This is a genomic window from Streptomyces sp. NPDC001599 (assembly GCF_042893535.1).
GTDB lineage: Bacteria > Actinomycetota > Actinomycetes > Streptomycetales > Streptomycetaceae > Streptomyces.
Map to the genome: position 1 here is coordinate 128,436 of NZ_JBIAVA010000011.1, position 22,265 is coordinate 150,700.

At 71.8% G+C, this 22,265-nt stretch carries 18 protein-coding genes; 7 read left to right on the forward strand and 11 right to left on the reverse strand.

Features of this window, described 5'->3' with window-relative positions:
- Nucleotides 1-77: 77 nt before the first annotated feature.
- From ACFYZ3_RS26580 to ACFYZ3_RS26595, 4 genes are all read right to left on the reverse strand, one after another.
- The gene (locus ACFYZ3_RS26580; RefSeq protein ID WP_388522487.1) at nt 78-3,902 is read right to left on the reverse strand and encodes a multifunctional oxoglutarate decarboxylase/oxoglutarate dehydrogenase thiamine pyrophosphate-binding subunit/dihydrolipoyllysine-residue succinyltransferase subunit; all 3,825 of its coding nucleotides are present in this window, start codon (nt 3,900-3,902) and stop codon (nt 78-80) included.
- Nucleotides 3,903-4,186: 284 nt separating this feature from the next.
- Nucleotides 4,187-5,314, reverse strand: a complete 1,128-nt coding sequence (locus ACFYZ3_RS26585) for a sensor histidine kinase (RefSeq protein WP_388522490.1) — start codon at nt 5,312-5,314, stop codon at nt 4,187-4,189.
- Nucleotides 5,311-6,045 (reverse strand): response regulator transcription factor, encoded by a 735-nt coding sequence (locus tag ACFYZ3_RS26590; protein ID WP_003973686.1) that lies wholly within the window; start codon nt 6,043-6,045, stop codon nt 5,311-5,313. Before ACFYZ3_RS26590 ends, ACFYZ3_RS26585 begins: the two co-directional genes overlap by 4 nt.
- 113 nt (nt 6,046-6,158) lie before the next feature.
- Nucleotides 6,159-6,857, reverse strand: a complete 699-nt coding sequence (locus tag ACFYZ3_RS26595) for a spermidine synthase (protein ID WP_388522494.1) — start codon at nt 6,855-6,857, stop codon at nt 6,159-6,161.
- A 178-nt stretch (nt 6,858-7,035) separates the two neighbouring features.
- Here ACFYZ3_RS26595 and lon point away from each other — a divergent pair, with 178 nt between their 5' ends.
- A complete protein-coding gene (lon, locus tag ACFYZ3_RS26600; RefSeq protein ID WP_388522497.1) occupies nt 7,036-9,507 on the forward strand; it encodes an endopeptidase La in 2,472 nt (823 codons plus the stop codon).
- Nucleotides 9,508-9,566: 59 nt separating this feature from the next.
- On the opposite strand, the gene ACFYZ3_RS26605 is transcribed toward lon, so the two are convergent.
- Nucleotides 9,567-10,394 carry a lysozyme gene (locus ACFYZ3_RS26605; RefSeq protein ID WP_388522500.1) on the reverse strand — a complete coding sequence of 276 codons (828 nt, stop codon included), beginning with the start codon at nt 10,392-10,394 and terminating at the stop codon, nt 9,567-9,569.
- A 248-nt stretch (nt 10,395-10,642) separates the two neighbouring features.
- Between ACFYZ3_RS26605 and ACFYZ3_RS26610 the strand changes: the two genes are divergently transcribed.
- Nucleotides 10,643-11,137, forward strand: a complete 495-nt coding sequence (locus ACFYZ3_RS26610; RefSeq protein WP_356856768.1) for a MarR family transcriptional regulator — start codon at nt 10,643-10,645, stop codon at nt 11,135-11,137.
- Nucleotides 11,138-11,170: 33 nt separating this feature from the next.
- On the opposite strand, the gene ACFYZ3_RS26615 is transcribed toward ACFYZ3_RS26610, so the two are convergent.
- A complete protein-coding gene (locus ACFYZ3_RS26615; protein ID WP_388522504.1) occupies nt 11,171-11,962 on the reverse strand; it encodes a hypothetical protein in 792 nt (263 codons plus the stop codon).
- A 453-nt stretch (nt 11,963-12,415) separates the two neighbouring features.
- Between ACFYZ3_RS26615 and ACFYZ3_RS26620 the strand changes: the two genes are divergently transcribed.
- The 5 genes from ACFYZ3_RS26620 to ACFYZ3_RS26640 are packed head-to-tail and all read left to right on the forward strand — an operon-like array spanning nt 12,416 to nt 18,204.
- The gene (locus tag ACFYZ3_RS26620) at nt 12,416-15,334 is read left to right on the forward strand and encodes a nitrate- and nitrite sensing domain-containing protein (RefSeq protein ID WP_388522507.1); all 2,919 of its coding nucleotides are present in this window, start codon (nt 12,416-12,418) and stop codon (nt 15,332-15,334) included.
- Nucleotides 15,331-15,834 (forward strand): roadblock/LC7 domain-containing protein, encoded by a 504-nt coding sequence (locus ACFYZ3_RS26625; RefSeq protein WP_388522510.1) that lies wholly within the window; start codon nt 15,331-15,333, stop codon nt 15,832-15,834. The genes ACFYZ3_RS26620 and ACFYZ3_RS26625 overlap by 4 nt, the downstream gene beginning before the upstream one ends.
- Nucleotides 15,831-16,274 carry a DUF742 domain-containing protein gene (locus tag ACFYZ3_RS26630; protein WP_388522513.1) on the forward strand — a complete coding sequence of 148 codons (444 nt, stop codon included), beginning with the start codon at nt 15,831-15,833 and terminating at the stop codon, nt 16,272-16,274. Before ACFYZ3_RS26625 ends, ACFYZ3_RS26630 begins: the two co-directional genes overlap by 4 nt.
- The gene (locus tag ACFYZ3_RS26635) at nt 16,255-16,896 is read left to right on the forward strand and encodes an ATP/GTP-binding protein (RefSeq protein ID WP_003973677.1); all 642 of its coding nucleotides are present in this window, start codon (nt 16,255-16,257) and stop codon (nt 16,894-16,896) included. The genes ACFYZ3_RS26630 and ACFYZ3_RS26635 overlap by 20 nt, the downstream gene beginning before the upstream one ends.
- A 45-nt stretch (nt 16,897-16,941) precedes the next feature.
- Nucleotides 16,942-18,204, forward strand: coding sequence for a styrene monooxygenase/indole monooxygenase family protein (locus ACFYZ3_RS26640; protein ID WP_388522516.1), 1,263 nt, complete (start codon nt 16,942-16,944; stop codon nt 18,202-18,204).
- Here ACFYZ3_RS26640 and ACFYZ3_RS26645 read toward each other — a convergent pair.
- The 5 genes from ACFYZ3_RS26645 to ACFYZ3_RS26665 form a co-directional block, all read right to left on the reverse strand.
- On the reverse strand, nt 18,168-19,337 hold the full coding sequence (locus ACFYZ3_RS26645; protein WP_388522519.1) for an NlpC/P60 family protein: 1,170 nt from the start codon (nt 19,335-19,337) through the stop codon (nt 18,168-18,170). The genes ACFYZ3_RS26640 and ACFYZ3_RS26645 overlap by 37 nt on opposite strands.
- A 103-nt stretch (nt 19,338-19,440) precedes the next feature.
- A complete protein-coding gene (locus ACFYZ3_RS26650) occupies nt 19,441-19,764 on the reverse strand; it encodes a hypothetical protein (protein ID WP_388522522.1) in 324 nt (107 codons plus the stop codon).
- 49 nt (nt 19,765-19,813) lie between these two features.
- Nucleotides 19,814-20,467: a TetR/AcrR family transcriptional regulator gene (locus tag ACFYZ3_RS26655; RefSeq protein WP_388522524.1), complete on the reverse strand. Its 654-nt coding sequence runs from the start codon at nt 20,465-20,467 to the stop codon at nt 19,814-19,816.
- Between the two features lie 193 nt (nt 20,468-20,660).
- Nucleotides 20,661-21,599, reverse strand: a complete 939-nt coding sequence (locus ACFYZ3_RS26660) for a diiron oxygenase (protein ID WP_388522527.1) — start codon at nt 21,597-21,599, stop codon at nt 20,661-20,663.
- 147 nt (nt 21,600-21,746) lie between these two features.
- Complete coding sequence (locus tag ACFYZ3_RS26665) at nt 21,747-22,253, reverse strand: DUF3291 domain-containing protein (protein WP_388522529.1); 507 nt, start codon at nt 22,251-22,253, stop codon at nt 21,747-21,749.
- Between the last annotated feature and the right edge of the window lie 12 nt (nt 22,254-22,265).

Consider the following 22,265-nt stretch of genomic DNA (forward strand, 5'->3'; position numbering starts at 1 on the left):
GAACGCCGAAGGGCCCGGCTCCGGAAAGTCTCCGGAACCGGGCCCTTCGCGGCGCGGCCGTGGGCGGCGTCAGAGGCTCAGGCCTCGAACACCTCGCGCACCAGCTGCTCCTGCTCGGCCTGGTGCCGCTTGGCGGAGCCGACGGCCGGGGACGAGCCGTGCGGCCGCGAGATGCGGCGCAGGCGCTCGCCGTGCGGGACGTCGGCGCCGACCGCCAGGTCCAGGTGGTCGATCAGGTTGAGCGCGATGAACGGCCAGGCACCCTGGTTCGCCGGCTCCTCCTGGGCCCACAGGTACTTCTCGGCGTTCGGGTACTTGGCGATCTCCGCCTGGAGCTCGGCACCCGGCAGCGGGTACAGGCGCTCGATGCGGATGATGGCCGTGTCCGTCAGGCCGCGCTTCTTCCGCTCGGCGTCCAGGTCGTAGTAGACCTTGCCGGCGGTGAAGACGACCTTCTTGACGGCGGCCGGGTCGACCGAGTCGTCGCCGATGACCGGGCGGAACTGGCCCGTCGTGAACTCCTCCGCCTTCGAGGCCGCCGCCTTGAGGCGCAGCATCGACTTCGGGGTGAAGACCACCAGCGGCTTGTGGTGCGGGTTGTGCACCTGCCACCGCAGGAGGTGGAAGTAGTTCGACGGCAGGGTCGGCATCGCGACCGTCATGTTGTTCTGCGCGCACAGCTGGAGGAAGCGCTCGGGGCGGGCCGAGGAGTGGTCCGGGCCCTGGCCCTCGTAGCCGTGCGGGAGCAGGAGGGTGACGCCGCTGGTCTGGTTCCACTTCTGCTCGGCCGAGGAGATGAACTCGTCCACGACCGTCTGCGCGCCGTTGACGAAGTCGCCGAACTGCGCCTCCCACATCACCAGCGCGTCCGGGCGGGCCAGCGAGTAGCCGTACTCGAAGCCCATCACCGCGTACTCGGAGAGCAGCGAGTTGTAGACGTTGTACCGGGACTGGTCCTCGGACAGGTACAGCAGCGGGGTGAACTCGTCGCCCGTCTCACGGTCGATGACGACCGCGTGGCGCTGGCCGAAGGTGCCGCGCTGCGAGTCCTGGCCGGTGAGCCGGACCGGCACGCCGTCCAGGAGGAGGGAGCCGACGGCGAGGGTCTCGCCCATGCCCCAGTCGATCGTGCCGTCCTCGACCATCGCCGCGCGGCGCTGCAGCTGCGGCAGCAGCCGCGGGTGCACGGTGATGTGGTCGGGGATGTTGACCTGGGACTCGGCGATGCGCTTGACGGTCTCCGCGCTGATCGCGGTGTTCACCGCGACCGGGAACTCCGCCTGCGGCTCCGAGGGCTCCGCGGACGCCGGCTGCGAGACGGCCTCGCGGACCTCGGTGAAGACCTTCTCCAGCTGGCCCTGGTAGTCCTGGAGCGCCTGCTCGGCCTCTTCCAGGGTGATGTCGCCGCGACCGATGAGGGACTCGGTGTACAGCTTGCGCACCGAGCGCTTCTTGTCGATCAGGTCGTACATCAGCGGCTGGGTGAAGGCCGGGTTGTCGGTCTCGTTGTGACCGCGGCGGCGGTAGCAGATGAGGTCGATCACCACGTCCTTGTTGAACGCCTGGCGGAACTCGAAGGCGAGCCGCGCCACGCGGACGCAGGCCTCCGGGTCGTCGCCGTTCACGTGGAAGATCGGGGCCTCGATCATGCGGGCCACGTCGGTGGCGTACATCGAGGAGCGCGAGGACTCCGGGGCGGCGGTGAAGCCGACCTGGTTGTTGATGACGACGTGGACCGTGCCGCCGGTGCGGTAGCCGCGCAGCTGCGACATGTTCAGGGTCTCGGCCACCACGCCCTGGCCCGCGAAGGCCGCGTCGCCGTGGATCGCCACCGGCAGGACGGTGAAGTCCGTGCCGCCCTTGTTGATGATGTCCTGCTTGGCGCGCGAGACGCCCTCCAGGACCGGGTCCACCGCTTCCAGGTGCGAGGGGTTGGCGACCAGCGAGACCGCGATCTGCTCGCCGTCCAGGCCGGTGAAGGTGCCCTCGGCGCCCAGGTGGTACTTCACGTCGCCGGAGCCGTGCATCGACTTCGGGTCGAGGTTGCCCTCGAACTCGCGGAAGATCTGCGCGTACGACTTGCCGACCACGTTGGCCAGCACGTTCAGCCGGCCGCGGTGGGCCATGCCGATGACGACCTCGTCCAGGCGGGACTCGGCCGCCGAGTCGATGACCGCGTCGAGCAGCGGGATGACGGACTCGCCGCCCTCCAGGGAGAACCGCTTCTGGCCGACGTACTTGGTCTGCAGGAACGTCTCGAAGGCCTCGGCGGCGTTCAGGCGGCGCAGGATGCGCAGCTGCTCCTCGCGCTCCGGCTTGGTGTGCGAGCGCTCGATGCGGTCCTGGATCCACTTGCGCTGCTTCGGGTCCTGGATGTGCATGAACTCGATGCCGGTGGTGCGGCAGTACGAGTCGCGCAGCACGCCGAGGATGTCGCGCAGCTTCATCAGGGACTTGCCGGCGAAGCCGCCGACCGCGAACTCGCGCTCCAGGTCCCACAGGGTGAGCCCGTGCTCGGTGATGTCCAGGTCGGGGTGCTTGCGCTGCTGGTACTCCAGCGGGTCGGTGTCGGCCATGACGTGGCCGCGGACCCGGTAGGAGTGGATCAGCTCGAAGACGCGGGCGGCCTTGGTGACGTCGTCGTCGTGCGAGGCGTCGATGTCCTTGAGCCAGCGGACCGGCTCGTAGGGGATGCGCAGCGCCTTGAAGATCTCGTCGTAGAAGCCGTTCTCGCCGAGCAGCAGGTTGGCGACCTGGCGCAGGAACTCGCCGGAGGCGGCGCCCTGGATGACCCGGTGGTCGTAGGTCGACGTGAGCGTCATGACCTTCGAGATGCCGAGCTTGTTCAGGGTGTCCTGGCTGGTGCCCTGGAACTCCGCCGGGTAGTCCATGGAGCCGACGCCCAGGATGACCGACTGGCCGGGCATCAGGCGCGGCACGGAGTGGACGGTGCCGAGGCCGCCGGGGTTGGTCAGGGAGACCGTGACGCCGGTGAAGTCGTCCATCGTCAGCTTGTTGTCGCGGGCGCGACGGACGATGTCCTCGTAGGCCTGCCAGAACTCGAAGAAGTTCAGCGTCTCGGCCTTCTTGATCGCCGCGACGACCAGCTGGCGGTCGCCGTTGGGCTTGACCAGGTCGATGGCGAGGCCGAGGTTGATGTGGGCCGGCTTGACCAGGGTCGGCTTGCCGTCCTTCTCGCCGAACGAGTGGTTCATCGACGGCATGGCCTTGATGGCCTGCACCATCGCGTAGCCGATCAGGTGCGTGAAGGAGATCTTCCCGCCCCGGGCGCGCTTGAGGTGGTTGTTGATGACGATGCGGTTGTCGAACAGCAGCTTCACCGGGACCGCGCGCACGGACGTGGCCGTGGGCAGCTCCAGCGAGGCGTTCATGTTCTTCGCGACCGCGGCGGCCGGGCCGCGCAGGGTCACCAGCTCCGGGCCCTCGGGGGCGGCGCCGGCGTCCTTGGCGGGCGCGGCGGCCTTCGCCTGCGGCTTGGCGGCGGGCTTGGCCGGCGCGGCGGCGGGCTTGGCGGCCGGAGCGGCCGGAGCCGCGGGGGCGGCAGCGGCGGGCTTCGCGGGAGCGGGCGCCGGGGCGGCAGCCTTCGGCTGCGCCGGGGCGGCGGCCTGCGCCTGCGGGGCAGGGGCGGCCGGTGGCGTGCTGCCGGCGTCCGTGGTCACGGTGCCGGCGGCGGTCGGGGTGGCCGCCGCGCCGGGCTTGTAGTCGGCGAAGAAGTCCCACCAGGCTCGGTCCACGGAGTTCGGGTCCTGGAGGTACTGCTGATAGATCTCGTCGACGAGCCACTCATTGGCACCGAACGCGGCCGCGGGGTTCTTGCCCGCGTTGCCCGCTTGGTCGGTGTCGGTCGAGATGCTCGAGTTACTGGGGGACTGTGGCGACACGGCGAGAACCGCCCTCTTCCGCTTCTTCACAAGATGGTGGACAGCGGGAATCAAGGCTACGCCTACCGACCCCGGAAGGTCAGACCGGGCCCGTTCATCGTCGCGTAAGTCACATCGCAGACCGCGTTTCGGCACTGGAAATGGCGGGAAACAACCGAGGTTCTGCTGCGTGAGGGATCGGAAGGCCGCGACCCGGCGCCTCGAAAAACGCGGGCCCGTGCCTGATCACACGTGTCCGTCGGCGCGGACGCAGTGGATCTTGACGCTCCGCTTCGAACCCTACGTCAACCGGACGTCGACGGCAGGCCCGGAAGAGTGATGAGGATGCGGCAGCCCCGCTCGGATTCGGCCACCCCGATCCGGCCGCCGTGCAGATCCACCGCCCAGCGCGCGATCGCGAGGCCCAGACCGGTGCCGCCGTCGCTGCCCGGACCGTGCGGCCGCGACACCGAACCCCGGTTGAACCGCTCGAACACCCGGCGCCACTCCGAGCGCGGAATGCCGGGTCCTTCGTCGAGAACCTCCAGCTCAAGCGATTCCGGCAGCTCACCGCGGCGCGCCCGGACCGTCACCCGGCCGTGCGGCGGACTGTGCTTGACGGCGTTGTCGATCAGGTTGGCGACGACCTGGTGGATGCGCTCGGGGTCGGCGTGCGCGGTCAGCTCCGGCGGGAAGACGTCCAGGGCCAGGTGCACGTCGGTACGGGTGTGGCTGCCGGACCCCGAGGCGATGCCCGCGCGCGCGGAGGCGACCATGTTGGCCTCCTTCAGCACGCCCGACAGGTACGGCCACACCTCGAAGCGCCGCTTGCGCAGCGGTATGACGCCGTTGTCCAGGCGGGAGAGGTCGAGGAGCGTCTCCACCAGCCGGCCGAGCCGCTCGGTCTGCCCGAGCGCCGTGCGCATGGTCTCCGGGTCGGCCTCGGTGATGCCGTCGACGATGTTCTCCAGCACCGCGCGCAGGCCCGCGATCGGGGTGCGCAGCTCGTGCGAGACGTTCGCCACCAGCTCCTTGCGCTGGAGGTCCTGGGCCTCCAGGTCGTCGGCCATGCGGTTGATCGTGACGGCCAGGGCGCCCAGCTCGTCGCGGCGGTTCTCGCGCACCCGGCGGGTGTAGTCGCCGTGCGAGATGGACCGGGCCACCGCGTTCATCTCGTCCAGCGGCGCGGTCAGCGAGTGCGCCACGAACTGCGTGATCAGCAGCGTGGCGATCATCGAGAAGACCGTGATGAACCGCAGCTCGGTCTTGGTGTGCACCGCTATCACCGACAGGCCGGTGGTGATCAGCACCGACGTGACGACCAGCGCGCCCAGCTTGGTCTTGATCGAGAACGGGCGCACGCCGCCCCAGGACTCCCCGGCGGTCCGAGGGCCGGAGCTTTTCCGGGCGGCTTCCCGTCCTCCGCTGCTCATGGCGTCGGTGTCTCCAGGGCGTAACCCACGCCGTGCACGGTACGGATGCGCTCGGCGCCGATCTTCCGGCGCAGCGCCTTGATGTGGCTGTCCACGGTCCGGGTGCCCGAGGCGTCGGCCCAGTCCCACACCTCGGCGAGCAGCTGCTCGCGGGAGAGCACCGCGCGCGGGGTGTTCGCCAGGCAGACCAGCAGGTCGAACTCGGTCGGCGTGAGGTGGACGTCCTCGCTGCGCACCCGCACCCGGCGCTGCGCGTGGTCGATCTCCAGCTCGCCCAGGCGCAGGATGCCGCTGCGCGGGGTGGAGGCGGCCACCACGGCCCGCTCCACCCGCCGCAGCAGCACGTGCACGCGGGCGGCCAGCTCGCGCATCGAGAACGGCTTGGTCATGTAGTCGTCGGCGCCGACGCCGAGGCCGACCAGCATGTCCGTCTCGTCGTCGCGCGCGGTGAGCATCAGCACCGGCACCGGCCGCTGGGCCTGCACGCGCCGGCAGACCTCCAGGCCGTCGAAGCCGGGCAGCATGATGTCGAGGATCAGCAGGTCGGGCTGCCAAGCCTCGGCCGTGTCGACGGCGGACGGACCGTCGCCCGCCGTTTGCACCAGGAACCCTTCGGCGCGCAGGCGGGTCGCGATGGCGTCCACGATCGTCTGATCGTCCTCGACCACCAGCACCCGGCGCTGGGCGCCCTGGGTGGCCGTGCCGTTGTGGGAGGTCTGTGTCTGCTCCATCGCCCGCCCCTGAGGTGTGCTTTCCGGAATCCGTGGGGTGATCCCATGACTGCGCTTGACGCTTGAATGATCCGCGTCAGGGCAGCAGCGTACGGGGAGTCACCGCGCCTTTGCTATCCAGGCCCGACGCCGATGTGCACGACGTCCGGAACGCCCCGGGCAACGGGGATCTCTTCGGTACGCACCTGTTGGAAACCGGCATTACGCAAGGTTTCTTCGAATTCCGGAGAGGGCTGCGCGGACCATACGGCGAGCACCCCGCCGGGCCTCAACAGCCGTGCGCAGCCCGCCAGTCCGGACGGCGCGTACAGCCCGTCGTTGCCCTCGGTGACGGTCCAGCCGGGGCCGTTGTCGATGTCCAGGCACAGGGCGTCGTACGTGTCGGATGTCTCATTGACGTACTCGACGAGGTCCGCCTCGACGATCTCCGCGCGCGGGTCGGCCAGCGCGTCGGCGGAGAGCGCGGCCAGTGGTCCGGAGCGGTGCCAGTCGATGACGGCGCCCTCGCGCTCGACGACCGCGATCCGGCCCCAGCGGGGGTCGGCGGCCGCGTGGGCGAGGGAGAAGCCGACTCCGAGACCGCCGATGAGCAGGTGCGGAGCGGTCCGCCCGCCGGAGGCGGCCAGCGCGTCGGCCGCCGCGTCGACCAGGCGCCGCTCCGAGCGCCCGTCGGAGGTGTCCATCAGGAAGCAGCCGTTCGCGATGATCTGGAGCAACGTCCCGTGCCGGCGCAGGACCACCTCGCCGTACGGACCCTCGCGGCGGTCCAGCACCTCGGGCGCGTCGGGGGAGTCGTGGGTAGTGAGGGGCATCGGCCCATCCTGGCATCGCCCGGCCGGAGGAATGCGGACCGGTACGACGGTGCTGTCCCCAGAGGCGGGAAATGCCCCCCGGCGCTTGATCGCTCACAGCGAACAGGCCTTGGGGAACAATCCCGGGCTCCCTTTCATTGAGTCGATGTAACTCAACTTGACTGCCGAAGGGGAGATCATGGCTGCTGAGTCCGCCGCCTTCACACCGCTCACCCTGCCCGTGCTGCCGCTCGACGACGAAGTGGTCCTGCCCGGCATGGTCGTCCCCCTGGACCTGAGCGACGCCGAGGTACGGGCCGCGGTGGAGGCCGCCCAGGCCGCCGCCAGGTCCGAGCCCGGCAAGCCCCGCGTCCTCCTCGTTCCGCGCATCGACGGCACCCACGCCGCCACCGGCGTGCTCGGCACGGTCGAACAGGTCGGCCGCCTGGCCGACGGCGACCCGGGCGCCCTGATCCGCGGCCGGGGCCGGGTGCGCATCGGTGCCGGTACGACCGGTCCCGGCGCCGCGCTCTGGGTCGAGGGCACCCGGGTCGACGAGACCGTCCCCGAGCCGCTGCCCGGCCAGGTCACCGAGCTGGTGAAGGAGTACAAGGCGCTCGCCACCGCGTGGCTGCGCAAGCGCGGCGCCTGGCAGGTCGTCGACCGGGTCCAGGCCATCGACGACGTGTCCGCGCTCGCCGACAACTCCGGATACTCGCCGTTCCTGACCACCGAGCAGAAGGTCGAGCTGCTGGAGACCACCGACCCGGTGGCCCGCCTGAAGCTCGCCACCCAGCAGCTGCGCGACCACCTCGCCGAGCAGGACGTCGCCGAGACCATCGCCAAGGACGTCCAGGAGGGCGTCGACAAGCAGCAGCGGGAGTTCCTGCTGCGCCGCCAGCTCGAAGCCGTCCGCAAGGAGCTGCGCGAGATCAACGGCGAGCAGGAGGGTGAGGAGTCCGACGACTACCGCGCCCGCGTGGAGGCCGCCGACCTGCCCGAGAAGGTCCGCGAGGCCGCGCTCAAGGAGGTCGACAAGCTGGAGCGGTCCTCCGACCAGTCGCCCGAGGGCTCCTGGATCCGCACCTGGCTCGACACGGTCCTGGAGATGCCGTGGAGCGAGCGCACCGAGGACGCCTACGACATCCAGGGCGCCCAGGCCGTGCTCGACGCCGAGCACGCGGGCCTGGAGGACGTGAAGGAGCGCATCACCGAGTACCTGGCCGTGCGCAAGCGGCGCGGCGACCGGGGCCTCGGCGTGGTCGGCGGCCGGCGCGGCGGTGCCGTGCTCGCCCTGGTCGGCCCGCCCGGCGTCGGCAAGACCAGCCTCGGCGAGTCCGTCGCCCACGCGATGGGCCGCAAGTTCGTCCGGGTCGCCCTCGGCGGCGTCCGCGACGAGGCCGAGATCCGCGGCCACCGGCGTACGTACGTCGGCGCGCTGCCCGGCCGGATCGTGCGGGCGATCAAGGAGGCGGGGTCCATGAACCCGGTCGTCCTGCTCGACGAGATCGACAAGGTGGGCTCCGACTTCCGGGGCGACCCGGCCGCGGCCCTGCTGGAGGTCCTCGACCCGGCCCAGAACCACACCTTCCGGGACCACTACCTGGAGGTCGAGCTGGACCTGTCCGACGTGGTCTTCCTCGCCACCGCCAACGTCCTGGAGGCCATCCCGGAGGCCCTGCTCGACCGCATGGAGCTGGTCCGCCTGGACGGCTACACCGAGGACGAGAAGGTCGTCATCGCCCGTGACCACCTGCTCCCGCGCCAGCTGGAGCGGGCCGGACTGGACGCCGACGAGGTCACCGTCGACGAGGGCGCGCTGCGCAAGCTGGCGGGCGAGTACACCCGCGAGGCGGGCGTGCGCACCCTGGAGCGGTCCATCGCGCGGCTGCTGCGCAAGGTGGCGGCCCAGCACGAGCTGGGCGAGCGGGAGCTGCCGTTCACCGTCACCGAGGCCGACCTGCGCGGGCTGATCGGCCGGCCGCACCACGTGCCCGAGTCCGCCCAGGACCCGGCCGAGCGGCGCACCGCGGTGCCCGGCGTGGCCACCGGCCTCGCGGTCACCGGCGCGGGCGGCGACGTCCTCTACGTCGAGGCCTCGCTGGCCGACCCGGAGACGGGCGCGGCGGGGCTGACCCTGACCGGTCAGCTGGGCGACGTGATGAAGGAGTCGGCGCAGATCGCGCTGAGCTTCCTGCGCAGCCACGGCGCCGAGCTGGAACTGCCGGTGGGCGACCTCAAGGACCGGGGAGCGCACATCCACTTCCCGGCGGGAGCGGTCCCCAAGGACGGCCCGAGCGCCGGCGTCACCATGACCACGGCCCTCGCCTCGCTGCTCTCGGGCCGGCTGGTCCGCACCGACGTGGCGATGACCGGCGAGGTCTCGCTGACCGGGCGGGTGCTGCCGATCGGCGGCGTCAAGCAGAAGCTGCTCGCCGCGCACCGGGCGGGGGTCACCACGGTGATCATCCCCAAGCGCAACGAGCCCGACCTGGACGACGTCCCCGCGGAGGTGCTGGACAAGCTCGACGTCCACGCCGTCACCGACGTCCGCCAGGTCCTGGAACTGGCGCTCGCACCGGCGACCCACGGTGCGCAGCCGGAGGTTCCGGTCGCGGCGATGGGGGTACCTCCCAGGCTTTCGGCACTGGGGGAGGACGCGGCCGGATGAGGAAAGGGGACGGCCCGGATTCCGTGCGGAGTCCGGGCCGTCGCCGTACGCGTCGTGCGTCAGCCGTTCGCGAGCGCCTGGACGCGGTCCAGGGCGCCGTTGAACTTGTTGTGGTCACCGACCGTCGGACCGGACGACGTGTACTGCCACATCGTGTAGTAGCCCCAGCCGGCCGGCAGCGTGCCCACCGTCGAGGCGTACCGGGCGATCCACAGCGGGTTGTTGGCGGCGAAGCCGCCGTAGTTGCCGGTGCACTGGGTCCACCAGCTGGTGGCCGTGTAGATCACGGCGTCGCGGCCGGTGCGGGCCTTGTAGGTGTTCAGGAAGTCGCGGATCCAGGAGACCATCCCGCTCTGCGACTTGCCGTAGCAGGTGGCGCCGTACGGGTTCCACTCGATGTCGAGCGCGCCCGGCAGCGTCTTGCCGTCCCTGGACCAGCCGCCGCCGTGGTCCACGAAGTAGTTGGCCTGGGTGGCGCCGCTCGTCGTGTCCGGGGTGGCGAAGTGGTAGGCGCCCCGGATCATGCCGACGTTGTAGGAGCCGTTGTACTGCTGGGCGAAGTAGGGGTTGGTGTAGTACGTCCCCTCGGTGGCCTTGGCGTAGGCCCACTTGACGCCGCTGTTCCACAGGGTCGACCAGGCGACGTTGCCCTGGTGGCTGGAGACGTCGACGCCTTCCGTCTGGGCCGCGCGGCCGGGTACGGGGGTGCCGTGTTCGCCGTCGTGGGCCGCGACGCCCATGCCCATGCGGGCGGAGCCGCGGGGTGGGACGTCCGCGGACGACGAGGCGTCGGCGGGAAGGGTGAACACGAGGGAGAACGTGGCGAGCAGGATCCCGGTGACGGCGAACCGCCGTCCGCGGGCCGATCCGGATCTGTGCACGAGCATGACGTGCCTCCGATGGCTCGGTGGTGCTCGGTGGGGGATGCGCGAGTGGGGAGAACCCCTGGATGGCATCGGGATGGCGTGCGCATGCCATTCGGAGGTCCGGTGAAGACTCTACGCACGTAGAAACACTGGGTGGAAGAGGACCGGGAGCCGCCGTTGGTCTAAGCCTGCGAAATACTTGGCGAGCTGCGGCGATGGCGGCCCGTGGCGGAAACTTTCAGGACCGGAAAATCGAGGCAGGGGCTGACGTGCACGAAGACGGGAACGGCGGCGGTCGCGGAGGCGAATCCCGCCTGTCCGGCAGTGGTGTGAACCAACCGGAGTTCCTGGCCCTGGAGCGGGAGTTGACCGTCCTGCTGCGGCGGGCCCGGGCCAACCAGGGCGAGATGGCCCGGGAGGTCCACCCCGACCTGGAGTCGTCCGCGTACGGCCTGCTCGTCCGGCTCGGCGAGTGCGGCGGCCAGCGCGCCACCGACCTCGCCGCCTTCATCGGCGTCGGCAAGGCCACCATGTCCCGCCAGCTGCGTGCCCTGGAGGAACTCGGGCTCGTCGCCCGCGAGCCCGACCCCGCCGACGGCCGGGCCTGGCTGGTCACCCTGACCCCGGAGGGCCAGGAACGCGTCGGCCGGGTCCGGGAGGCCCGCCGCGCCCGGTACGCCCGGCGGCTCGCCGACTGGGACCCGCGCGAGGTGACGGAACTGGCCCGGCTGCTGCACGAACTCAACCGGGGGATGGAGAAGTAGTACCGGCGTCGCCGGTCCGTCCCATCACCAGGTTCACAGCTCGGCGTAGACCACCGTCGCGTCGTCGTGCGTCTTGCTGCGCCCGAGGAACGCCCGGTCGCCCGCCGCGTCCGCGCGCTCCAGCTCCCGCACCCGGTCCACCAGCGCCTGCGCGCCCTGTTTGCGTACCAGCGCCAGGCAGTCCGCCCAGTCGCCCTCCCCGAACTTCTCCACCCACCGCGCGGCCCCGTCCGTGAGCGCCGCCAGCGTCCGCACCTCACCGCGCGGCAGCACCCCCGTCACGGCGCGTGCCGCCACCCCGGGGTCGGCCGCGGCCGTGAAGAAGCCGCCCTCCTTGTTGCGCAGGTTGGCGTCCACCATCGCGTCCGTGGCGAGGGCCGAGCGGGGCAGCCGGGCCAGCCGGTCGTCCAGGACGGGGGTGAGGGTGCCGTCGGAAGCCTCCAGCAGGAGGGCGGAGTCGGACAGGACCAGATACTCGACGGCGGCCGCGGACCAGCGCGCGAGGACCACGGTTGCCTGCGGTGTGCGCGGGTGAGAAAGGTCACAGGTTTCCGCGTGTGCCGCCGCGGTACGCGCGATGGCGCGGGACAGGGCCTCGGCGAGGGGAAGATCCGGGAGTGAAACGGTCAGTTCGGTCAGCGCTCCACCCAGGCGCGCCGTGAACCAGGGCACGGAATGCAGACACCCCGTCGCGGTCCGTGGCGGCGTCACACCGTCAAGCACGACGAGTGAACCACCCTGTCCCGAGGCGGGTAGTCCGACGCTCGCGAAGTCCTCGTTGGGCCGGTCGGCGAGGCCTGGTTCCGAGACGAGTTCCGTACGCATCCGGCCAGTCTGCACGACCCCTTCACAGCGTCCGCAAAAGGCTGGCACCTTCCTCGGGTTCTCCCGGAATCGAGGCGGCGGCGCAGGTCAGACGCCGGATTTGGGGTGGAATTCCAAGCTCCGGCGGCGCGTGGCGGCACATAGTGCCACCGCCCGTCGCAGACGTCCAACCGGCTCACCGGACACCCGTGCGGCACGCGCCAGGGGAACTTGCTCCCCAACTCCCCTCCGGGGTTCACTCCTTCGGGTGGCGGGTCGGATGATGCGCGCTCACCGCCCACCGGCACTGGGAGGGTCGGGAACCGGTGGGGGGACTGCCCCGCTCACGCGGTCTCCCCGCCCGACGCGCTGCCGGCGGCCGGGGAACAGCCCAGCGCCCGGCAGTGGGTGCACGCGCCCCCGGCCGGCCAGTTGACGGAGCGCCACCCGGGCCCACGGGTACACGAGTCAGGAATGCGAGCACCGGTGCAGAAGACGCGGCCTCGTCGCACAGGCAAGCAGACGGCCCCCGTGGGGAGCGCGGAGCGCGCCCCCGGTACCTCCTCCACCCCTCCGCAGCCGCCGGAGGCTCCCGTCGGCAAGGGCCGTGCCACCCACGTACGCAACCGCCTCATCGTCGCCGTGGCCGTCGTGGCAGCCGCCGTCGCCGGGGCCGGAGCCCCCTCGGCCGTGGCCGCCTCCGGGCAACTGCACGACTCCCAGGAACTGGTGACGCTCGCCGAGCAGACCCAGGGCGCGCTGACCCTCGCCCACTCCCTCGCCGACGAGCGCGACGAGGTCACCCCCTACATCGCGGCCGGCCGCCCCAAGTCGAAGGCGCCCTCCGAGCAGCGCAGCGCCCGCGTCGACCGCCAGGTGGAGGAGCTGCGCGCCGACACGGACACGCCCGCCTCCCTGCGCGAGGACCTCGACGCCGTCGCCGCGCTGCGCCGCGCGGCCCTCACCGGCAAGAGCACCGCGCTCCAGGCCCACCAGGCGTACTCGGAGGCGATCACCGAACTCCACGCCCTGGCCGAGAAACTGGCCGAGGAGATGCCGCCCCGCGCGGGCTCCGGCGCGTACGCCCTCGCCGAGCTGGACACCGCCGTCCAGCAGGCCGCCGCCACCCGCGGCCTGCTGCTGGCGGCCCTGAACGTGCCGAGCACCACCGAGACCGTCATCGACCCGGTCACCGGACTGCCGACCGAGACGACCACCTCCTCGGACGCCGACGCCGAGCAGCGCGACGCCCTCGCCGCCGCCGCCCAGCAGGCCCGGGTGCGCTCCGACGCGGCCCTCGCCGACTTCCGCGAAGGCGCCCCCAAGGAGGCGCGGAGCAGCTTCGACGCCACCGTCGCCGGGCCCGAGGTCAACTCCGCCGAGAAGTACCTCGCCGGGCTCACCGACGAGCCGACGCTCTCCGACCGCGACCTGGGTACCAGCACCAAGCGGCTGGACGCGGCGCTCTCCGCCCGCGTCGACGCGATGCGCGGTGCCGAGTCCGCCCTGTACGAGAAGCGCGTCGAGGTCCTAGAGCAGCTGCGCGACGACGACGTCACCGCGCTGGAGATCCGGATCGCCGTCCTCGGCGCCCTGATCCTGCTCGCCGTCGGCGTCGCCACCGCCCTGGCCCGCACCCTCACCCGCCCGCTGTCGGTGCTGCGCCGCGGCTCGGCCCGGCTGGCCGAGGCGGAGGACCCGACGACCGAGGAGGCCATCGCCTTCACCGGCCGCAACGACGAGTTCGCGCAGGTCGTCCGCTCGGTCAACGCCCTGCACCGGCACGCCGCGACGCTCGCCGGACGGGTCGCCACACTGGAGTCCGACCGCAAGCACCTGGTCGGCCAGCGGCAGAAGATGGCCGACGCCCGCGAGGAACTGCGCGCCGAACTCGCCGAGTCCGCCGCCCAGCTGGAGACGGTGCGCAAGAGCATCGGCTCCACCTTCGTCAACCTCGCACTGCGCACCCTCGGCCTCGTCGAGCGGCAACTCGCCGTCATCGAGGGCCTGGAGGAGCGCGAGCAGGACCCGGACCGCCTCGCCACCCTGTTCAAGCTCGACCACTTCGCCACGGTCATGCGCCGGCACAGCGAGAACCTCCTCGTCCTCGCCGGTACCGAACACGTCCAGCACAGCGCCTCACCGGTGCCGCTGGTCGACGTGGTCCGGGCCGCGGTCAGCGAGATCGAGCGGTACGAGCGGGTGCGCATCGCCGCGCTGCCGCCGCACGCCCACGTGGCCGGGTTCGCCGCCGACGACCTCTCCCACCTGCTGGCCGAGCTGATGGAGAACGCCACCTCCTTCTCGCCGCCGGACCTGCCCGTCGAGGTCTCCGGCTGGCTCCTGGAGAACGGCGAGGTGATGCTCTCCGTCCAGGACGAGGGCATCGGCATGGCCACCGAACGCCTCCAGCGGCTCAACGCCCGCCTCACCGACTTCGACCCGGACGCGCCGTACGACCAGGAGGGCGAGGACGGTCTGGGGCTCGGCCTCTACGTCGTCGCCCGGCTCGCCCACCGGCACGGGGCGCGGGTACGGCTGCGGGAGCAGAAGCAGGGCGGGGTCGCGGCCGTCGTCGTCCTGCCGGGTCCCCTGCTGGCCGCCGCCCCGCCGGCCGCGCTGGCCCCGACCGTGCCGGTGTCCGACGGCACCGGCACCTTCTCCCTGCCCGGCGCCGACGCCGAGGCCAACTCCAACGTCCTGCACGGGCGGACGGAGAAGGCGGAGCGGGCGGAACAGGGCACCGGGACGGAGGCCGGCCCGGACCCCGAGCCCGGCACCGACCCGCTGGTCGCCTCGGCGGAGGAAGCCGTACGCCGTGCCGAGGCGGACGCCTCCCCCGCGGACACACCGCAGACTCCGGAACCGGACGAGCACGAGGACCCGGCCGGGTCGGTCGCCCCGGAACCCGCGGCGGAGGCGGTGTCCTCCCAGGACGATCCCGCCCCCGGCAGCGACCTCCCCGACGACGCCACGATGGCCCTGTTCCTCCCGGCCCTCGCGGAACCGGAGGCCCGGCCGGAGACCGTCCCCGACCCGTACGCCATCGGCCCCGACGCCCACGACCGCGTACCGGACACGGCGGAGGAGACCGGCAGGCAACCGGAACCGGCCCCGGCCACGCGGGCCGAACCCGTCACCGACAAGGGCCTGCCCAAGCGGACCCCGAAGCTCACCACCCCCGCCGCGGTGCCGCGTCCGCGCACCTCGGGTTCCGTCGACGCCGACGCGCTCCGTCGGCGCCTGGGCGGATTCCGCAGCGGGGCGGAGGCCGGCCGCCGGGACGTCGAGGCGGAGATCGCCGACCGCACCGGGCAGAACCGGGCGCCGGACGCCGGGGCGGACACAACCGAAGAAGCCACGGGGGGCACCGTCGAGGAGGCAAGCAGTTGACCGCGCCCAGTACGTTCGGACTGAGCAGTGAAGCCCGCAATCTCCACTGGCTGCTGACCAACCTCGTCGAGGAGGTGCCCGGCATCCGGTCGGTCGCCGTGGTCTCCTCCGACGGGCTCCTGCTCCTGTCCTCGGACCCCGGCCGCAACGAGGAGGCCCGGCAGGCCCGCGAGACGCCCCGGTCGGGCCCGCGCGGCTCCGCCGCCGACCTCGCCACCGTCGTGTCCGGCGTGGGCAGCCTGACCGTCGGCGCCGCCCGGCTGATGGACTTCGGCCCCGTGAAGCACACGATGGTCGCCATGGACGAGGGCAGCCTGTTCGTGATGTCGATCAGCGACGGCTCGCTGCTCGGCGTGCACGGCTCCGCGGAGTGCGACATGAGCGTGGTCGCGTACCACATGGCCCTCTTCGTCGGCCGCGCCGGCCACGTCCTGACCCCCGAACTCCGCAGCGAGCTGCGGAAATCCCTGGAGTCCGAGTCGACCGGGAGCGCCCGATGAGCAGCAGTCCCGCGAAGAACGGGCGGGGGCAGCTCCCCGTCCGCGGCGCCGACCGCAAACCGGCCCGGGTACGCCCCTACTCGCTCACCGGCGGCCGTACCCGCTTCGGTCACGTCCTGCTCGTCGAGACGTTCGTCGGCGCCACCGCCGGCACCGCCGCGCTCGAAGCCGCCGAGGAGCGCAAGGAACTGACGAACGGCGGCCTCACCTCCCGCGTGATGCCGGAGATGCGGGCCATCGTCGAACTGTGCCGCCGTATGCGTACGGTGGCCGAGATCGCCGCGCTGCTGAAGATGCCGCTCGGTGTGGTCCGGGTGCTCCTCAGCGACCTGGCGGACCAGGGAAAGATCCGTGTGTACGGCACCGGGACCGGCCACGGCACGGGCCGCCCGGACCGCGCTCTGCTCGAAAGGGTGCTCAGTGGACTCCGTCGTCTCTGACGCCGCCGCGTTCGGCGTCCCCCCGCTCGTCGACACCGACGGGCCCGTGCAGCCCTGGCAGACCGATCCCACCCGCGCGCCGGTCGCCACGAAGATCGTCGTCGCGGGAGGGTTCGGTGTCGGCAAGACCACGCTGGTCACCGCCGTCTCCGAGATCACGCCCCTGCAGACCGAGGCGCTGATGACCGAGGCGAGCGAGGAGACCGACGACCTCACCGCCACCCCGGGCAAGCTCACCACCACCGTGGCCATGGACTTCGGCCGCATCACGCTCGACGACGACCTGGTGCTCTACCTGTTCGGCACCCCGGGCCAGCAGCGGTTCTGGTTCATGTGGGACGACCTGGTGCGCGGCGCGATCGGTGCCGTCGTGCTGGCCGACACCCGGCGCCTGAAGGACTGCTGGCCCGCGCTGGACTACTTCGAGAGCTGCGGACTGCCCTACGTCGTCGCGGTCAACCACTTCGACGGCAGCGAGCTGTTCGAGGCGGAGGACGTGCGGGAGGCGTTGACGATCCCGGCGCACATACCTGTCATGATCATGGACGCGCGCCGTCGGATCTCGGCCATCGAGACCCTCTTGTCCCTCGTGGGCCACGCGCTCGACGAAACACCCGAGTAGACGAACCCTCGTCCAGACGCCCTCGACCAGGAGACGGAAAACCGCATGCGGAAGATACTCGTCGTCGGAGCCGGCCAGTCCGGCCTCCAGCTCGCCCTCGGCCTTCAGTCGCACGGCTACGAGGTCACCCTGATGTCCAACCGGACCGCGGACGAGATCCGCACCGGCCGGGTCATGTCGACGCAGTGCATGTTCCACACGGCACTCCAGCACGAGCGCGATCTCCAGCTGAACTTCTGGGAGTCCCAGGCCCCGAAGATCGAGGGACTCGGCGTCTCGGTGGCGGCCCCCGGCTCCTTCGACCCGGGCCCCTCGCAGCGCGCGATCGACTGGCTGGGGCACCTCGACGGCTTCGCGCAGTCGGTCGACCAGCGGGTGAAGATGGCCGGCTGGATGGAGACCTTCGCCCAGCGCGGCGGCCAGCTGGTCATCCACGGCGCGGCCGTCGGCGACCTGGACTACTTCTCCCGCGCCTACGACCTCGTCCTGGTCTCGGCGGGCAAGGGCGAGCTGGTCCAGATGTTCGGCCGGGACCCGGAGAGGTCGCCGTACAGCGAGCCGCAGCGCGCCCTCGCCGTCGCCTACGTGCACGGGATGGGCCCGCGGCCCGAGCACCCGGAGACGGAGGCCGTGCGCTGCAACCTGGTGCCCGGCGTCGGCGAGATGTTCATCATGCCGACGTTCACCACCTCGGGCCGCGCCGACATCCTGTTCTGGGAGGGCATACCCGGCGGCCCGCTCGACGCCTTCAAGGACGTCAAGGACCCCTCGGAGCACCTCTCCCTGACCCTGGAACTCATGGAGAAGTTCCTCCCCTGGGAGTACGCGCGGGCCACCAAGGTCGAACTGACCGACGCCGGCGGCACCCTCGCCGGGCGTTACGCCCCCACCGTCCGCAACCCGATCGGCCGCCTCCCCGGCGGCGGTCTCGTCCTCGGTGTGGCCGACGTGGTCGTCGCCAACGACCCGATCACCGGCCAGGGCTCCAACTCCGCCTCCAAGTGCGCCGCCTCCTACCTCGCCTCGATCATCGAGCACGGCGAGCAGGAGTTCGACGAGGCCTGGATGCAGCAGACGTTCGACCGCTACTGGGAGACCGCCCAGCACGTCACCAAGTGGACCAACACCATGCTGGCCCCGCCGCCGGAGCACATCCTCAACCTGTTCGGCGCGGCGACGCAGCTCCAGCCCATCGCCGACCGTTTCGCCAACGGCTTCAACGACCCGTCGGACTTCGAGAACTTCTTCTACGACCCGGCGAAGACCGAGGGCTACCTGGCCGAGGTTTCGGGCGCCGCGGGCGCGTAGGAGGCCGCGTACCCCTCGTCGGACCCGTTCGTCGCCCCGGCGGGGAGCCTCGGTGGCGTGTAGCTCCGTACGGGCTCCCCGCCGGGGTCGGGGCGTACGGCGCCCAGGACCGGGTTGGCGGCGATCGGCGACACCTTGACGTCGGCGCCGGGGCGCGGTGCCTGGACGACCATGCCGTCGCCGAGGTACAGCGCCACGTGGGTGGCCTCGGGGAAGTACACGACCAGGTCGCCGGGGCGCAGTTCGTCCAGCGGCACGTGGTCGAGGCGGGCCCACTGCTCCTGGCTGGTGCGCGGGATCGGCGTCCCGGCCCGCTCCCATGCCACCGAGGTCAGCCCCGAGCAGTCGTACGACGCCGGGCCCTCGGCGCCCCACTCGTACGGCTTGCCGAGCTGCTCCACCGCGAAGCGCACCGCGCTCTCGCCCCCGGCGGACGGCTTGGCGTCGTCGCCGAGCGCGCCGGACGCGAGGAACCGCTCCTGTTCCTCGGCGACCCCGGTCTTCTCCAGCTCCGCCAGGGCGGCCAGCTGCTCGGGGGTGAGGGAGGCGAGCAGCTCCTCGACGGCGCGCAGGCGTTGGCGCACGCCGTCCCGTTCCCTCTCCTGGCGCTCGGCGAGGGCGGCCTGCCGGGCCAGGGCCGCACGGGCCCGCCCGGCCAGCTCGTCGGCCTTCCTCGTGTCGCCGGTCAGCCGCCCCACCGTCTCGGCCCGCTCCTGGGACAGCCTGCCGATCACATGCCCCTGGTCGAGGGCGTGCTGCGGGTCGCGGGCGAGCAGCAGCCGCAGATAGGGGGAGAAGTCGCTGCTGTTCTGGTACTGCTGCCGGGCCAGCCGCCCGGCCGCGCCGCGGCTGTCCCGCAGCGACAGCCGGGTCCGGGTCAGCTCGGCGTTCAGCCGCAGCACCCGGGCACGCTGCTGCTTCAGCCGCTCCTCGGTGCCGTTGTAGGTCTCGGTGGCCCGCTCCGCCTCTCGGTACAGCCGCTGAAGGTCCGTCAGCAGTCCGGCCACGGTGCGCTCGCCGGCCGCCCCCTCGGCGGGGCCGGGTCCGGGTTCGGCCGCGGCGGGCACGGGCGCGAAGCCGATCCCGGCCGCGAGCGCCGCCGTACACACCAGACGCAGAAGCCTTGCTGACACGTCATCACCTCCGCTGCGGGGCGGCGGGTCCGCTCCGTACGGTGAGCATGTGGCGGGTCGGCGGGGTCCGCGCGCCGAGTGTGCGCGGATCGGCGCAACGGGGTCACCCGTCCGCGTCCTCCGGCTTGCCACCCGGCGTGGCGTCTGGATCGGCGGGCGCCGGACGCCCCGGTTTCGACCAGGGCCACTTCCGGCCGGAGCCCCTCTCGCCCTCCGGGGCATACGCGTACTTCCAGCGGGCGAACCGCAGCCCGCCCCGGGAGTCCCGCGGCACGCGCCGGTAGACGAGCACCGTGGGCGGGCCGCCGTCCGGGTCCGGGACGGGGATGCGGTACGTCTTCGGCGGGTGCCCGGTCATGCCGACCAGGACGGGCAGCACACGTCCGTCCATGGGGCCGCCCTCGAAGGGGGTGTCTTCGCTCTTCACGGCTCCAGTGTCGGTGATCGGCGCCCCGGTGCCGGAGGCCGCGCCCGGGTCAGAGGTCCGCCGCCAGCGCCTCGACCAGCGTCGCGGTCTGCGGGTCGCGGCGGGCGGTGACCGTCAGTACGGCGAGGAACTGCTCCACCAGCCAGTCCCGCAACTCGTCGAAGGGCGGCTGCTTGTCCTCGTCCAGCCAGATCAGCGAGGCCGCCTCCACGGCCGTGATCCACATCCGGACGGTCATCCGCAGCCGGGGGCCGGGCTCGGTGACGTCCAGGTGGCGCATGATGTGGTCGGCGGCGGCCCGGCGCACGCCGTCCACGATGCCCGAGGTCTGCGAGGTCTCGACCACGCTGCCGCCGCGCAGCAAGGCGCTGAAGCCGGTGTCGTGCTCGTCGACGAAGGTGAGGTAGCGGTCCAGGGCCCGGGAGAGCCGGGCCAGCAGCGGGCCCTCGCGGGGCTCGTCGAAGCAGAGCCGCAGCTCGTCGGCGGCCGAGCTGAGCGCGGCCTCGTACAGCTGCTGCTTGCCGCCGGGGAAGTACCGGTACACCAGTGGCCGCGAGACCCCTGCCCGCTCGGCGACGTCGTCCAGGGAGACCTCCTCCGGGGGCCGGTGCGCGAAGAGGGCGAGCGCCGCGTCCAGCAACTGGACGCGGCGCTCCTCCACGCTGAGGCGGCGGTAGGCGGGGGTGGGGGCCTGCGGGGTCATGAACCGCAGCGTAACCCGCACCACCGGGCACCCACCCACGTCGGCGAGGCGAACCGGCCGGACTACGCCAGCAGTCCCGACGACCGCCACAGCCTGCGGCCGGCGTCGCGCAGTACCCCGATGTCGTCCAGGCTGTGTTCGATGTGCGGCTCCGCCGCGCGGCGGTCAGGCGCTCGGGGCTGTGGTTGGGGTGTCAGGCCAGCAGCCCCGAGGACCGCCACAGCTTCCGGCCGACGCCGCGCAGGACGCCGATGTCGTCCAGGAAGTCCGTGAGGCGCTTCGCGCCGGTCTGCATGATCTCCCTGCGGTGGCCGCTGGCCTGGACCTGGGCCAGGGCCTCCCCCTTGTCCAGGCCGACGTTCGTGTAGACCTCGGGGTTGATGAAGGCCTTGGAGAAGACGCGGGCGAACTCGCCGGAGGTGACCCGGGTGAACTCCTGCGACCACTTCGGGGCCGTCACCATCTGCCGGCGCAGCTCCTCGCGGGCATACCGCACGTGCCGGGCCTCCTCCACGACGTGGATGCGCGTGACGCCCCGGATCAGCGGCTGGACCCGCTCGTCCGGGAAGGTCAGGCGCTGCATCCAGTCCAGGACCTCCTCGCCGAGGAGGGTGGCGGTGAAGGAACCGGGGGTGGTGGAGATCGTCTTGAACAGGCGCCCCAGGTGCTGGTGGACCGGGCTCACCGGGTACCACGGGGTCTCGCCGCGGGATATCAGCCGGGCGAACATCTTCGAGTGCCGGCACTCGTCCTCGATCTCGGTGAGCGCGTAGCGCACGTGGGCGCTCGTCGCCGCCTTGTCGTAGATGTGCCGGACCAGGAGCTGCATCAGGATCAGCTCGAACCAGATGCCGAGCGAGGCCAGCGCGGCGGCCTCGTGCTGGGAGAGCGCGATGCGCTGCTCCTCGCTCATCCGCTGCCACATCGGCGTGTCGTACAGCGACACCAGCTCCGGCGGCCAGAACCACTTGCCGTCCTCGAACGGCGCGTCCCAGTCCAGCTCCTTGTCCGGGTCGAAGGAGTGCTTGGCGGACGAGTCGAGCAGCCGTTCGGCCACCTGCTCCCGGTCCTTGAGCAGGCCGAGCGCGTCGCGCAGGCCCTCGAGCGCGTCGGCTTCCGTCAGGGTCGTCATGGCTGTGTCCCACCTCGTCGAACGGATCGTGTTACCCGCGGTCACTCCAGCGTGCTGCGTCTTATGAGACTGCGTGTCAGCAAGCTCGTCAATCCCCTGCGCGGAAGTTGTTGACTGCGAGTAAAGAAGTGAGACGTGCTCAGGTTCCTAGCGAGAGCAGCCCAGCCCCTCCGGCACCTCGCCGAGTACGGGCGCCGACGCCCCCGCCGGGTAGGACGTCCGCAGGGTGAAGGCGTAGGGCGTCGGGCCGTGGGTGCGCAGGTGGAGCAGCCGGGACTCCGCCTCCGCGACCGTCGGGCGGTGTCCCGCCGGCACCCACCACAGGGTCGTGACGGCCTCCGCCAGCCGCTCGAACCACTCGCGTCGCCGTGCCAGCATCTCCCGGTGCTGCCCCTGGTACATGAATGCCGTCAGCGCGTTCGCGTCCCGCCAGACCGTCAGGTTGACGATCAGCCAGGAGTCGCCGAAGACCGGGATGTCGGTCGCGTCGCCGCCCTCGCTCTGCAGGCGCCAGACGAAACCGTCCGCCGCGTCGGCGGACGCGTTCACCGGGTCGAGCGCGTCCACGAAGTCCTTCAACTGCGGTGAATCCAGCGGGGCCTTGAGGCGGGCGATGTTGACCTGGGCGAGTTCGTACACGACGTCGTCAGTCATGGACCGAACGTT

Coding starts and splice junctions, on each gene's coding strand:
- ACFYZ3_RS26640 (WP_388522516.1), top strand. CDS start 16,942: ATGCGGAAGATACTCGTCGTCGGAGCCGGCCAGTCCGGCCTCCAGCTC.
- ACFYZ3_RS26605 (WP_388522500.1), bottom strand. CDS start 10,394: ATGCTCGTGCACAGATCCGGATCGGCCCGCGGACGGCGGTTCGCCGTC.
- lon (WP_388522497.1), top strand. CDS start 7,036: ATGGCTGCTGAGTCCGCCGCCTTCACACCGCTCACCCTGCCCGTGCTG.
- ACFYZ3_RS26655 (WP_388522524.1), bottom strand. CDS start 20,467: ATGACCCCGCAGGCCCCCACCCCCGCCTACCGCCGCCTCAGCGTGGAG.
- ACFYZ3_RS26585 (WP_388522490.1), bottom strand. CDS start 5,314: ATGAGCAGCGGAGGACGGGAAGCCGCCCGGAAAAGCTCCGGCCCTCGG.
- ACFYZ3_RS26615 (WP_388522504.1), bottom strand. CDS start 11,962: ATGCGTACGGAACTCGTCTCGGAACCAGGCCTCGCCGACCGGCCCAAC.
- ACFYZ3_RS26630 (WP_388522513.1), top strand. CDS start 15,831: ATGAGCAGCAGTCCCGCGAAGAACGGGCGGGGGCAGCTCCCCGTCCGC.
- ACFYZ3_RS26590 (WP_003973686.1), bottom strand. CDS start 6,045: ATGGAGCAGACACAGACCTCCCACAACGGCACGGCCACCCAGGGCGCC.
- ACFYZ3_RS26595 (WP_388522494.1), bottom strand. CDS start 6,857: ATGCCCCTCACTACCCACGACTCCCCCGACGCGCCCGAGGTGCTGGAC.
- ACFYZ3_RS26620 (WP_388522507.1), top strand. CDS start 12,416: ATGCGAGCACCGGTGCAGAAGACGCGGCCTCGTCGCACAGGCAAGCAG.
- ACFYZ3_RS26660 (WP_388522527.1), bottom strand. CDS start 21,599: ATGACGACCCTGACGGAAGCCGACGCGCTCGAGGGCCTGCGCGACGCG.
- ACFYZ3_RS26665 (WP_388522529.1), bottom strand. CDS start 22,253: ATGACTGACGACGTCGTGTACGAACTCGCCCAGGTCAACATCGCCCGC.